Source organism: Mycolicibacterium austroafricanum (genome assembly GCF_902705885.1).
GTDB lineage: Bacteria > Actinomycetota > Actinomycetes > Mycobacteriales > Mycobacteriaceae > Mycobacterium > Mycobacterium vanbaalenii_A.
Genome location: NZ_CACSIP010000007.1, coordinates 68,138 through 80,228 on the forward strand (window position 1 = coordinate 68,138; position 12,091 = coordinate 80,228).

The window sequence follows — 12,091 nt, forward strand, 5'->3', positions numbered from 1 at the left end:
GCGGGGTTCCGAGTGGAAACCGTTGAGAACAATGGTGTGGCGTTTGATCTTGTCCGAGATATCAGTTATGACCGAGGTGGTCAACCGAGACCGACACCGCTACTATTTTCAGCCGATACCGCCAACCCATACGAGATCGCCCAATGCCGCGACTTGATCGCCAATGTGACATGCAATCCCGGAATTGTTTACGATCTTTTTCTGAATAATCCAGACGCAAACATTGGCGGCGAATTCTCGAATCTAGAAGAGGTGCTAAGAGCGATCGCCGGAGAGGTCGGTCCAGGGTGTGACGTTTCCGTCGAACTTCACAACCCCTACGAAACAGACCCCTCCAAATTGTTCGACGAGATCCAAATGTACGAGGAAATTCTATCGCTCTACCGACTGGTAGTGAAAGTACCTCATACCGGCGCGATATCGCCATCGCAAGTTGAACAGTTGCTGTCGAGTGACGGTCGCCTGGATAATCGATATCACGATGGATCTCCTGAAGATCTTCTACGCGGGCACGCTTTAGCAAACAAGCTACACAGCCTAGGCCACAGGGTGAATTTTACTCTCATGTTCGAACCGTACCAAACACCACTCGCCCTTCAGGTGCACCCGTATTTCATCAATGCGTTCGTCCGTAATAGGCTCAATGCGACGCGCCGCATATCGGGACTATTGGCCGCCTTCGAAGCAACAGAGGACCTGTGGTTTGTAAAAGAACTACGGCAATTTATGGTAGCGAATCACTACCTGGGTAAGAACGACGTCAGCCTTGACCTTTTAGAAACCCTTTCGCTTGCGAAGCGGATGACCGCATATCGCCAAAGTGAGTGCAGCGACGGCCTGGACAGTGTGCGAGCATCTGTCCGCTGGCTAGGTGCGTCAAACCTGCCGAACTCGCGACTGATTATCTGCTCGCTAGAAGGGGACACGATGTTCCCGTCGGTGATGTCGATGATGTCGGATCCAGAATTCATCAAGCTTCAGAATCGGGTGTTGGTGACCACTGATCCGCGCTATCTGGCTCGCTGGGCCAGCAGCCCTCACGTAATTAGCTACCAACAGCGTTTTCTGGCAGCTTGTAAAGGAACATCTGAATGATCTCTTCGCCATAGCCTGCGGCACGCCACCTGGGCGGGCGCCTCACGGAGTCATCGACAGTTGACCATTTTTACAGTTTGACGATGGCTTCGGGATCGATGGGGCCGCCGAGTTCGCCAAGGGCTACGCTGGTGAAAACAAACATTTATACTGGCCTTCAGTGCGATGGTGTATTCAGTTTATCGTTGTGCGTTGATGTGTCGATTGACGATTTTCGTGTCCAGGTCGGTCGGAACGTCCAATCTAATGCTGCCGAACCCTTTCCGGCTGCGTATGCGTCGCGGTTGGGCTTGGCGCAGCGGAGTGATAGCGACCGGAGAGCAAGGTGCGGCGAAAGCATCTGCCACGGCGAAGAGGCGCTGCCAGTGGCGAGGGCCCAAATGTATACGGAGCGACCGATTGACATATCGAATGATTCTGATACTTTGGGCTCCGTGGTCGAATCCCAACACGTTGTGCTCATCCACGGAACCGGCTGCACTGGCCAGTCCTGGTCTCATGTCGCGCCGGAATTCCAACGTCGTGGGTACATCGTCCACACGCCGTCACTGCGCCATCACGACCTCCCGCTCAAGGAGGGATCCTCAAAGATCGCTGGCCTAAGCTTGCTGGACTACACCGACGACCTTGTCAAATACGTGGATTCGCTGAACTCTCCCCCGTTGCTCGTCGGGCACTCCCTCGGAGGTTTGCTTGCCCAGCTTGTAGCCGCGCGCACCAACCATGCGGGCGTGATAGCGGCCGCACCGGCACCGGCAGCAGGAATCTTTGCGACCTACCCGGCCATGATCCGAATGTGGGGACCGCACTTCATACATCCGCGACCATGGGCTCGACCGCTGAATCCGAAATGGTCCCACATGCGGTGGGGCGCCCAACACCAAACCGAAGATCATCTGCGGGAACTCTTCGACATGATGGTGTGCGAGTCAGGTCGCGCCTATTGCGAGATGTCGTTGTTCTTTCTGGACCGACACCGCGCAGCGAAGGTCGACTTTGACGCGATCACTAGCCCTGTGCTCGTCATCGGTGCCGGCCATGACCGCGGAGTGAACCCCCGGATCGCACGCACGACCGCGCGTCGGCACCGCAATGCCACATACATCGAGATTCCGAATGCCGATCACCTCGTATTCGACGGCGAGTTTCTTCCGACCACGATGAACCACATAGATGACTGGATTACGACTCACGACCCGTTCGGGTGCCCCACCCCGACCGCCTAGCGAACTAGGCGGAAAGCCGACAAACCGTGAGATACGGTGAACTGGTGTCGATGGAGCCGACGAACACTGACGGCCGCGCCACGCGCTGGGAGCACCGGCGACCAATGCTCTTGGCAGCGGCCACCGAGTACGTACTCGACCACGGGGTAAGCAACCTGACATTGAGGCCCCTGGCTGCGGCGATCGGGGTGACCATCGCGACGGTTGTAAGACAGTTCGGGTCCAAAGAGCAACTGATCGAGGAGGTTACGCGTGGGATCAACCAGCAACTCCTCGCCGACCTGCACAACGATCCCGAACTGACGGCAGGGCCGCCAGTGGAGACACTGCGGATACTGTGGCGTCGCTGGCTGACGCCCACAGAGGCCCGCAAGTTCTCGCTCATGTTCGAGCTCTACGGGCTGGCGTTGAGGGAACCCGAGAAGTACCGCTGGTTCACCGATTCCGTTGTGCGAGAATGGGGCCTAACACTGGTAGAGGGCGCTCTGATCGACTCCGGAAGCGAATCCGGCCAGGCCGAGATCCACGGCACTCTGATACTCGCGGTGCTGAGGGGGCTACAACTCGACTACGCCGCAACGCACGACACCGCGCGCATAAGCGCAGCATTCGAGGTGGCGGTCGCACTTCTAGCGCCCGCGGTGGGCCACCCCGACTGACCTGACTCCCCAAGTCTCCAACCAAGTTGTGGCACGGGGATGGCTCTGCGAGCGATGCACCCTGTAGCCGCCCTGGCCTCTGAGACGCTGACCTGCCGCGAAGTCATTTCGCACCCCGAGGTTGTCGACCGGATCGGTCAGGCGCACCGGAAGCTGCAGAAGTAGTGGCAGAGGCCCGGCACTCGGGACGCCGCAGTGCCGGCCGACGGTCGTACCGGGCCGCGCCGTCCACTCACACCGACAGCCGGGTCGTCGGCGTCTTCCGCAGTCGCGCCGAGAACCAAGGCGGCATTGGTGCGCACCTCGCAACGACCGACATGACCACGAGGAAGACCGACGCAGGCCCCAAGGCAAGCCAGAAGACGAAGATCCCGTTCCAGGCGAACGGGCCCGAAAGAAAGAAGCACGCCAGGACGTCCGGCACTAACGCGAACGCCACCCACAGGTTCAGGTATGCGACCCACCTCGGGAAGGTCATAGCCCGGTCGGTCAACACAGCCGTCCCGATCGCCAGATTCTGAATGATGAACGGCATGATCGGGATGAAGAAAGATGGAGCCAGGTGAGGTCGTTGAGCAACATGGTCGACTGGGTGCCAGGAGTTCGGGATCGAAACGCCAGTAGGGCGAAAAGCATTGAAGCCAAAGGTTGATGAGAACTGTCATCGAGCCCGCGCCCAGTTGAACGAGCGACAGCTGGGGCACTCGACGTTCCGTCCGAAGCATGTGCAAGGTGATGACACCGACCATCGGCAGCGCGTAGCGCGTAGCACACGCCAAGAGTTGACAGGATGAAGCCGAACACCCGACGAGCGCCGTCGGTCGAGTGGAACGTGACAACGTCCTGTATGTTGTCCGGCGGTCCTAACTGCAGCGGTAACAGTCTCGCCACCAACCGCCCGATGAGGATGACCAGGACAGCGGCGAGTCCGCCCCAGGGACATAGATTGAAGATCCGCAGTTTCCGGCGCAGCGTAGAACGCCAGGCTCTGATGGTCGAGCATCACGCCATCGGAGTCCGGCACCGCAATGACAAGTGCCGCGCCTGCACGTCCTGAATCGGGATCGTGAGGTCTTGGCCGCGCCCATGAGAGGGGCGCGGCCAAGACCGTCGACGTGTTTCACACTGCGTTGGCGAATCAGGGTGTTAGCGGGTTACCCGAGCATCCTTGGCGATCGTGCTCGAACCCACCGGTGCCGCGTCGATGGCGGGCGTTCGGACGATCCGGGCGAGTATCACCGTCCCGACAGCCGCCAGCACGAGGAACCCACCCATGACCCACAGGCTCGCCGAATAGGAACCCGTCTGGTCACGCAGTACACCGGTGATCGACGGGCCGATAAGGCCCGAGAAGTTACCCATCGCGTTGATCATGCCGATCGCGGCGGCCGAAGCCAGCCCGGTGAGATAGCGCGACGGGAGCTGCCAGAAGATCGGGGTGGCCGAGAAGATACACGCCGACGTGATCGAAAAGGCCAGCACTGCCAGCGGCAGTGAATTGGCGTAGCCGGCAGAAACAATGGCCACCGCACCGAGGACCGACGGAATGACAAGGTGCCAGATGCGTTCCTGCTTTCGGTCTGAACGTCGGCCCCACAGGATCATCGCGATGACACCACACAAGCTGGGAATGGCAGTGACCAGTCCGATCTGAGTGAGGCTGAGTCCGACCGCAAAGTCTTCGTTGAGCGACTCGATGATGGTCGGCAGGAAGAACGCCAATGCGTACTCACCGAATTCGAGGCCCAAGTAGATCATGCCCAGCGCGAGCACCAGCGGACTCAGGATCGTCCGCAGAACGCCGTCTTTGGCGTTTCCGGCTTCTGCGATGGCAGTCCTCTCGGCCTCCAACTCATTGTGCAGCCACTGTGCCTCGTCGCGAGTGAGCCACTTGACCGTCAGCGGCGATTCCGGCAATTTCACTGTTGCCCAAATGCCAAGTGCGATGGCCGGTAGCGCCTCGATGATGAACATCGACTGCCATCCTTGCAGGCCCAGGAATCCGTGGGTGCTGTCCATGAGCCAGGTCGACAACGGCGCGCCGATCAAACCGGACAGCGGTGCCGCCGCAATGGCGATCGCCGTGATCCGGCCTCGCCGGGCAACGGGAAACCATAGAGTCAGGTAGAACGAGGTTGGCAGCACGGTTACGGTTCTACGAGATGAGGACCAGGATCCAGTTCCCTGGCGTGGTGCCGCGCCTAAGGGCGCGGGAGGCCTCGGTCATGATCGATTCCGACCGACATCCGGTTTGGCAATCTGGTATCGCGGCACTGCCGCTCCAAAGGGACCTCAGCTGACGGCAGCGACTTGGCGGGATTCGACTTACAACCCAGTTACACAACGAGCACACCTCTGCGGTCGGTGCTGGATTCTAGACACCCTGCGGCCCAGCTGTTTCGGCGTTCACACCAGTTCTCCAGCCTGGACGACATGGACGAGGCAGTCGATCCGCGACAGACCGTTCGCTCCGTAGAATTGGACCTCGAGTCAGGTGGCCCATCCGACACCTTCGGAGGGTGAGCCATTCTCATTCCGAAGGTTCGGATTGCTGTCGCGGGCGTGAACCCGTTACGACCCGTTCTACGAACGGATGCGAGTGGAACACCTTCTGCCGCGGTACCCTCCCCACTGTTGTTCGGCACACGCTGCGGCCGAGAGTGTTTGGCCAACCGGCACTAAGACGGGCACCGCCGCCGATACCGCCTCCCCCACATTTGTACTCAGTGCCGGCAGTCACCGTGTCCGGGATTTCTGCGGGAATTTAACTAGGGCGTGTCTCCCATATTGAGATGGGTTTTGAGGTGATGCTGTCGGTGTGACGACGGCTTCGCGGTATCGGTTGTTCGATGACGCTCAGTGGGAATTGATCTCGGGGTTGCTGCCCTCCAACGCGGGGCGGCGTGGTCACCCGTTCGGTGATGACCGCCGCGTGGTGGAAGGGATCATTTACCGGTACCGGACGGGGATTCCTTGGCGTGACCTGCCCAGATCGGAGTTCGGACCGTGGCAGACGGTGTGGAAACGGCACCGGCGCTATGCCGGCGACGGAACCTGGGATCGGGTGTTGCGGACGCTGTTGGCGACCGCCGATGCTGAGGACCGGTTGGATTGGACGGTGTCGGTAGATGCCACGATCAACCGCGCCCATCAGCACGCGACAAACACCACGCGCCCCGATCAGGACACAGGGGGCTGGGTCGAATTACACGAATCAGCCACTACGCCAGTGTGAACCCGCAGGTCACGGCATCGGCCGGTCACGGGGCGGGTTGACCACCAAGATCCACACCGCCGTCGATGGCAACGGGCGCCCACTGGCAGTGATCGTGACTGGCGGCCAGCGCAACGACCAGGCGATGCTGGCCGGTGTCCTCGATGAGATCGTCGTGCCGCGCCGCGGAGTGTCCCGTGTGCGACCCGACGCAGTGATCGCTGATCGCGCCTACTCCAGCGGTGTCGCGCGCCGACTGTTGCGTAGCCGCAAGATCACTGCGGTCATCCCCCAGAAGAGCGACGAGATCGCCGCGCGACAGCGTCGCGGCAGTGCCGGTGGTCGGCCACCGGCATTCGACGAAATCCGCTACAAGCAGCGCAATCTCATCGAACGATCCTTCGCCCTACTCAAACAATGGCGCGGACTGGCCACTCGATACGACAAACTCGCCATCGTCTACCGCGCCGCCGTCGTCCTCAGTGCCTGCATCACCTGGACCCGCCATTTAGGAGACATGCCCTAGCTCGCTAGGTCGGAAGCGGGCGCAGTGTCCTCTCTGGTGCCTATCGGACCCAACCCATCAGTCCGCCCCGCATTCATGGCAGCAGGCATACCCACAGTCGTCCATCCACGCGCAACCGGGGACATGTCCGCACGCGTAGCAGGGCTTGTGCCAGGTGCTCTCGTCGGTTGGGTCGCATGTCGCGTTCGCGCAGCGGCTGCACATGTTGAGCGCGCCTGTCCCCTGCTGCGCTTCGCACGCCGAGCAGGGCGCACCAACACTCATGGGCTGATTCACCTCAGGAAGGTCCAATTTCAGTGGCTCACTGGTTGACATACGAGGCGACACCTTTCTAGGGAGTGGTGGTCATAGCCTACCATCGATGGTATGTTATAGCCAACCGCTATGTGCGGTCACCAGGTCCCCCTCCCACGCGAAAGGCGCTATCTCCCATGGACACATACCCGTCCGCTGACTCCCCGATCGACTACACCCTCAGTGACGAGCACCCCGACTCGCCTATCGACTACGCCTTAACCCCGGCAGGCCTACGGGCAGCGATCCGCCCCGCAGTCGGACACCACCGGCTGTTCTGACCCCGACCGAACTGGAGAATCTACAATGACTGTCATGAGCCAGCTCCAGCGCCGACCGGTGTCCTACACACCCGAGGAAGCGTCGTCTCTGGCGATCGCGGCCGCCGGCCTCGCGGGCTTCCCCGACAGCGACTCGGTTCGTGAACTCCTGGCCCGTATGGACAGTGGCGAACTTGACGAGGAGCAGGCTGCCGCAGAGGTGGTCGCGCGCTTCACCCAGCCGGGATTCTGTGAGAGGTGACGTCCTACGACACGTGGGATAGTTACTTCTGGCCTGATGCACCAGGTGTACTCAAAAACAAATTCGGCATCAAGAACTACCCCGACCTAGCGGTTGCCGAAGCACACGCTGTAGCGCCTCGCATGCGCGGAATTATCCTCGATGACCCGTCCACGCTTCCCGCGACCGTCGACCTCGATTACTACCGACGCGTGCACCATCGCCTCTTCCAAGACGTCTACCCGTGGGCCGGCACCACCCGCGTCGTTCCAGAAAATGCGATGGCAAAGCAGTGGCGCGATGTCGTCAACTTTGCACCCGACGACCGGTCCGCCCCGTGGATCACCTATCGGTACCCAGCGGGACGCCTCGTAGAGGAACAAGCCACAGCTGTATTTGCCCGACTCCAGCAGGCGTTGAGCGACCCGGCAAACCTTGCCCCGCAATCATTTATCCCGACGATCGCCCAGCATTGGGGCCAGCTGGATCAGGTCCACCCCTTTCGCGAGGGCAACACCCGCAGCCAGACCATGCTGATGGCCACCGTATGCCGCAAGTACGGCTACGCACTCGATGGCGTGCAACTTCTTGCACGGCGTGAAGAGTTCATCGGCGCCCGCTACCACGGGCACAGCACCGGACACTACGGCCGCCTCACTGCCCTGCTGCTGGACACCGTAGAACCACGCACTACAGAACAGGTCACTGACCAAGAACGCCAGTGGGCGCAGTCGCTCATCCCGCAGAGCCGCGGTCTGAGCCTCTAACTCTGGGGCGGTCTCCTGAGATGGAACGCGACCCACTGGCTGAGGCAGCGTCCGAACGCGCATTCGTGGGTCCGTCGGTGGTCGCAGACTCACGGTCCGCGCGCAACGAAGCCTTCGGCGTCCTGGTATCCCGCTCGGCGTTCGGCTCCCCACGAATCGATCTCGTATCGGACTCGCCGGCCGACCTATCCGCCGCCGTGTTCCCGCGGCGCTCCCCTGCGGCGCGGCTTCCCCGCGTGCCCGATCGGCTCGCTCTCACCATGGACTCCTCGGCTCCAGCTGTGGTGCTGGTGGTCTCGCGCGCATCGGCGTCCCCGGAACCCTCGCCTGTCTGCTGTGCAACAAGACGGTCCTCAATGGTGTCGGCCGTGGACGCCGCCAGCTCGCTTGGGGCAGATGCTTGCTCGGTCGCCGCGCCCGGTTGGTTCGCCGGTTCGGCGTCTGCGGTGACTTGGGGTGCGCTGGTGCCGGGGGTGATGTCGAGCGTGATCGTGGTGCCCACAGCAGCAGGTGTGTCCGTGATCGCGGGGGTCCGAGCCCCCGAGGTGGACACCACCGCTGGCGAATGTTGTGCGCTGTCGCTGGTCGATTCCAGGGCTGGTGGCGAGTCGATCGGCTTGAGATTGAAGATGCTGCGGATGCCGTTGTTGATGCCATCGCCAACCTCGTTGACAAGTCGGTTCGCGTCGAGCATCGGCCCGTTGAGGTCCACTCCGAGGCCGGTCATTGCGCCCAGGCCGTCATCGATGACCTTGTTCACCTGCCCAGTGGCCTCATCGAGCGCCTTCGCGAGCGGGGTGAGCCCACCCTGCACGTCGTTGATGATCGGATTGAGCGTGTCGCGTACTTGCTCCAGCGCCTGCGATATGAGCTGCGCGACGGCGACGCTGACTGCGTTGCGGTAGACCAGGTTTCCGATCTCTTTGTTGCCGAAGATCTCGAACTCGCCTTTGTCCGGATCGAGAAGATTGGTCTGCAGTCCGGTGATGATCGAGTTGAAGACGGTTTGCGGGGTCTCCAGGCCCATCTGCCAGGTGATGGGGTTCTGCCAGAACTTCGCCTGGGTGCCGGCCATGTCCCAGCCGCGGGTGAAGGTGGCCACCCCTTCGGCGTCCACGGTCATGTTGACGTCCTGGTAACCCTGGGCGACCAGTTGGGTGAGCACATCGGCGAAAGAGTCCGACAGAGTGGTGGAGAATCCGAATCCGGGCAGGTAACTCAGTGTGCGGGGGATGAATTGGATGGGTTCCAGCAGCGGCAGACGACCCGAGTCGTAGGTGACATACAGGTTGCCGTCCGCGCCGACGTCGACGTGCAGCAGGCTCATCAGGTCCGCCGTGTCGAGCAGGTGATTGATCGTCCCGGCGCTCAGGTTGCCACCGGTGAGATCGCTGATCACTTCGAAGAACGCATCGACGTTCGGGGGCAGCAGATAGGTCGGCGCGACCTGGCCGACGCCGCTGTTGAACCACGCCAGCGGGTTGAGCAGTGTGGACGGGGCATCGGAGATGATGTCGTATGCGGCCCCGAAGTCCCACACCGTGACGTTGCCGTCCATGACGGTGATCGGTATACCCCAGTTGTTGGTGTCCTTGTGCGACGCCGTTCCGTCGGCATTCGACAGATTCAGCCCGACCGTAGACGACAGCGGGTCCAGCAGCGAGAGAATCCCGCCGCCGGTGCGGCTCGGGTTGCGCAACGCGATCGCCAGGATCGCGGTCTTGGCGAAGGCTGGATCGTTGAGCAGCGTCGGTGAGGCGAGCGCGAAGTTGGTGCCGCCCAAGCCGATTGCCGGGACGATAGCCAACTTGCCGGCGTCGGAGAAGAACGGCCCGTCCCAAGTGCCGGGAACGTTCAGCGGCAGGTCTCCCACGAGGGTTTCGATGATCTCGGTGTCGATGCCGGTGATGTCGCCGAGCAGCCCGATGATGACCGCGGCCGCGTCACCGGCGGCCAGCGCGGTCTTGAGCGCCGACAGCGTGCCCTGAGTCAGGGTCGACCACTGCAACGTGTTGATCTGGTCGACGGTCCCGGCCGGCCCCATCGGCGGCACGGCGATCTCCGGGATGGAGATGTTGCCCAAGATCGGCAGATTGACACCGGACTGCAGTGCGGCGACCAGGGCGGCGAGGTTTTCCACCGTCTGCTTGAGGCCTTGCCCCGCCTCGCCAGGGACGATCTGCGCCAGCCCCGCCATCCCGTTGAGGAAGTCCTGCGCGGTACCCATGCCCAGGGTGCGGAACGCCTGCGGGATGGGTCCGATCGGATAGACGCCAGTCGAAGCGGCGAGGTTCACCTGCGCCTCAACGAGCCGTGTCGGGGCGGGTGGCGGCGTGGGGACGGCTGCCGCGGTGGTCAGCGCGGTGACGGTGGCCGCGGCTACGACCGTGGCGGCCAAGCGGCGCGAGGTGGTGGACATTGACGCTCCTAGAGGGTGTTTGGCTGGGGCTGTTCAGATACCGGCAGCGGACATGAGCTGCTCTCGGGTATCGGTGTCCAAGGCGGTCAGCATCGTCGTGAGCCGCCGCACATCGGGGTCGTGCGCGACCTCTAGCCAGCGCAATTCGGAGTCCAACCATTCCCCGTAGCCGCTTTCGGGACTGGTGAAATACTCGCTTCGGATTCCGAAGAACTCGGCGATCATCTCGACCGTTTGCTCAGAGGGCCGCTTTCGCTCGCCTGTGCGAAGCTGCGACAAGTACGGCGCCGACAAAGCCAGACCGCGCATGCCCAACCAACGGACCAACTCTTGACTGGTGTACGGCCCCCGACCAGGAGGGTAGATGCTGGAAAACAGCCGATTCAGCTGTGCGGCAAAGCTGTCCGACCGAGCTGCTGCGTCCGCAGCGGTCTGTGTTGTCGTCATTCGGGACCTCTGTTCTCTAACTGGGATGCGGGATCTGTCTCCGCGGTGTTCGGGGCGGCCCGCCGGATCACCACTTCGAGGTCTGCGTCGTCGCCGAAGGCGGCAACCATGCGCTGAAAGACATCGCCTACATGGTTGTATTGCGTTGTGTCGTTGCCGAATTCGCCGCAGTTTGTGATGTGGCTGTGGTAGCGGGCCACTCGCGGTGCCCGACCAGACGGCGCGTCGTAGGCGAAGTGGGTTCGAATCATGATGACGGCGGGCGCAGATCGGTCGCTGAACCGTCGTTGCTCTCGGGGTGGCCGTTCGGAGTCAGCCATGCGACACCCTCCGCTTACGGCCGACAGTGGCCGATGAGGGTCCCTGCTGGCGATGAAACAGGCGCATAGTCCAGGTGGAATAGGCGAGCACCCATACCCAGGCGACGATTGCCAAGGTGGCCGGCCACAACCAATGTGGCGTTCCGATGGCGGCAGCGAGCGCCCGGTCATCGATGGGCGGGCTTGCGAGGAGGTAGGGCACCAAGACGACCAGCAGTGCCAGCACCGCCCCCGCGACGGAAACCGCAAGAGCGAGAAGCGCGGGCCCCAACACCTCGGTGCCTTGGCGGTAGCGAGCAAGGATCGCCATCGCCGAAAGTATTGACACGACCAGAATCACGACCGAACACCACGGCCCTACGCCACTGATGAACGCGGCGCCGCTCACTTCGACGCCTTTCGATGCCGCGCCCACAGCACCGTGAGGATCGCTGTGCTGGCGGCGACGGCGAGAAAGAAAGTGACCGGCCCGATCACGAAGTGTCCCCTTGCGCCACAGTGCTGTCAGGGCGAGTTTCGGGTGCCTGCGCGCCGGTCGGTGAGCGGGGCTCGAAGGAGTCAATGCAGTGGCGGATGTGGGCCGAGGCTGCCTGAGCCCGGCGACGCGCCTCCCAGCACAGGAA

12 protein-coding genes are annotated in these 12,091 nt (G+C 62.1%); 6 read left to right on the forward strand and 6 right to left on the reverse strand.

Translation table 11 applies throughout. From position 1 onward, the window contains the following. The first annotated feature begins 12 nt into the window (after positions 1-12). The 3 genes from BEMPMBAN_RS06460 to BEMPMBAN_RS06470 all read left to right on the forward strand — a co-directional run bounded on the left by BEMPMBAN_RS06460 (position 13) and on the right by BEMPMBAN_RS06470 (position 2,980). Positions 13-1,095 (forward strand): transaldolase family protein, encoded by a 1,083-nt coding sequence (locus tag BEMPMBAN_RS06460; protein WP_159229573.1) that lies wholly within the window; start codon positions 13-15, stop codon positions 1,093-1,095. A 434-nt stretch (positions 1,096-1,529) separates the two neighbouring features. Continuing rightward, positions 1,530-2,321 (forward strand): alpha/beta hydrolase, encoded by a 792-nt coding sequence (locus BEMPMBAN_RS06465; RefSeq protein ID WP_159229574.1) that lies wholly within the window; start codon positions 1,530-1,532, stop codon positions 2,319-2,321. Between the two features lie 104 nt (positions 2,322-2,425). Then, on the forward strand, positions 2,426-2,980 hold the full coding sequence (locus BEMPMBAN_RS06470) for a TetR/AcrR family transcriptional regulator (protein WP_234897320.1): 555 nt from the start codon (positions 2,426-2,428) through the stop codon (positions 2,978-2,980). Between the two features lie 232 nt (positions 2,981-3,212). Here the strand turns inward: BEMPMBAN_RS06470 and BEMPMBAN_RS06475 are convergent, their stop codons facing one another. Both BEMPMBAN_RS06475 and BEMPMBAN_RS06480 read right to left on the reverse strand, forming a co-directional pair. Continuing rightward, on the reverse strand, positions 3,213-3,515 hold the full coding sequence (locus BEMPMBAN_RS06475) for a hypothetical protein (protein ID WP_159229576.1): 303 nt from the start codon (positions 3,513-3,515) through the stop codon (positions 3,213-3,215). Positions 3,516-4,126: 611 nt separating this feature from the next. After that, a complete protein-coding gene (locus BEMPMBAN_RS06480; protein ID WP_159229577.1) occupies positions 4,127-5,125 on the reverse strand; it encodes an MFS transporter in 999 nt (332 codons plus the stop codon). 697 nt (positions 5,126-5,822) lie between these two features. On the opposite strand from BEMPMBAN_RS06480, the gene BEMPMBAN_RS33130 reads away from it, so the two are divergent. From BEMPMBAN_RS33130 to BEMPMBAN_RS06500, 3 genes are all read left to right on the forward strand, one after another. Continuing rightward, a protein-coding gene (locus tag BEMPMBAN_RS33130) for an IS5 family transposase (RefSeq protein WP_425294938.1) occupies positions 5,823-6,720 on the forward strand; the annotation gives its coding sequence in 2 pieces (ribosomal slippage) (positions 5,823-6,211 and positions 6,210-6,720; 900 coding nt in all). A gap of 609 nt (positions 6,721-7,329) precedes the next feature. Beyond that, positions 7,330-7,536, forward strand: a complete 207-nt coding sequence (locus BEMPMBAN_RS06495) for a hypothetical protein (RefSeq protein WP_125939772.1) — start codon at positions 7,330-7,332, stop codon at positions 7,534-7,536. After that, positions 7,533-8,282, forward strand: a complete 750-nt coding sequence (locus BEMPMBAN_RS06500) for a Fic/DOC family protein (protein WP_068920339.1) — start codon at positions 7,533-7,535, stop codon at positions 8,280-8,282. Before BEMPMBAN_RS06495 ends, BEMPMBAN_RS06500 begins: the two co-directional genes overlap by 4 nt. Here BEMPMBAN_RS06500 and BEMPMBAN_RS06505 read toward each other — a convergent pair. The 4 genes from BEMPMBAN_RS06505 to BEMPMBAN_RS06520 form a co-directional block, all read right to left on the reverse strand. Beyond that, positions 8,251-10,701 carry a PE-PPE domain-containing protein gene (locus BEMPMBAN_RS06505; RefSeq protein ID WP_112558132.1) on the reverse strand — a complete coding sequence of 817 codons (2,451 nt, stop codon included), beginning with the start codon at positions 10,699-10,701 and terminating at the stop codon, positions 8,251-8,253. The genes BEMPMBAN_RS06500 and BEMPMBAN_RS06505 overlap by 32 nt on opposite strands. A gap of 33 nt (positions 10,702-10,734) precedes the next feature. After that, complete coding sequence (locus BEMPMBAN_RS06510; RefSeq protein WP_159229578.1) at positions 10,735-10,926, reverse strand: hypothetical protein; 192 nt, start codon at positions 10,924-10,926, stop codon at positions 10,735-10,737. 218 nt (positions 10,927-11,144) lie between these two features. Continuing rightward, complete coding sequence (locus BEMPMBAN_RS06515) at positions 11,145-11,348, reverse strand: hypothetical protein (RefSeq protein WP_159229579.1); 204 nt, start codon at positions 11,346-11,348, stop codon at positions 11,145-11,147. Between the two features lie 112 nt (positions 11,349-11,460). Next, complete coding sequence (locus BEMPMBAN_RS06520; protein ID WP_068920335.1) at positions 11,461-11,883, reverse strand: hypothetical protein; 423 nt, start codon at positions 11,881-11,883, stop codon at positions 11,461-11,463. Positions 11,884-12,091: the final 208 nt, after the last annotated feature.

What these genes read in the sequence shown, in the direction of transcription:
- BEMPMBAN_RS06470 (WP_234897320.1), top strand. Translation starts at nt 2,426, where the DNA reads ATGCTCTTGGCAGCGGCCACCGAGTACGTACTCGACCACGGGGTAAGC.
- BEMPMBAN_RS06475 (WP_159229576.1), bottom strand. Translation starts at nt 3,515, where the DNA reads ATGCCGTTCATCATTCAGAATCTGGCGATCGGGACGGCTGTGTTGACC.
- BEMPMBAN_RS06495 (WP_125939772.1), top strand. Translation starts at nt 7,330, where the DNA reads ATGAGCCAGCTCCAGCGCCGACCGGTGTCCTACACACCCGAGGAAGCG.
- BEMPMBAN_RS06505 (WP_112558132.1), bottom strand. Translation starts at nt 10,701, where the DNA reads ATGTCCACCACCTCGCGCCGCTTGGCCGCCACGGTCGTAGCCGCGGCC.
- BEMPMBAN_RS06510 (WP_159229578.1), bottom strand. Translation starts at nt 10,926, where the DNA reads ATGATCGCCGAGTTCTTCGGAATCCGAAGCGAGTATTTCACCAGTCCC.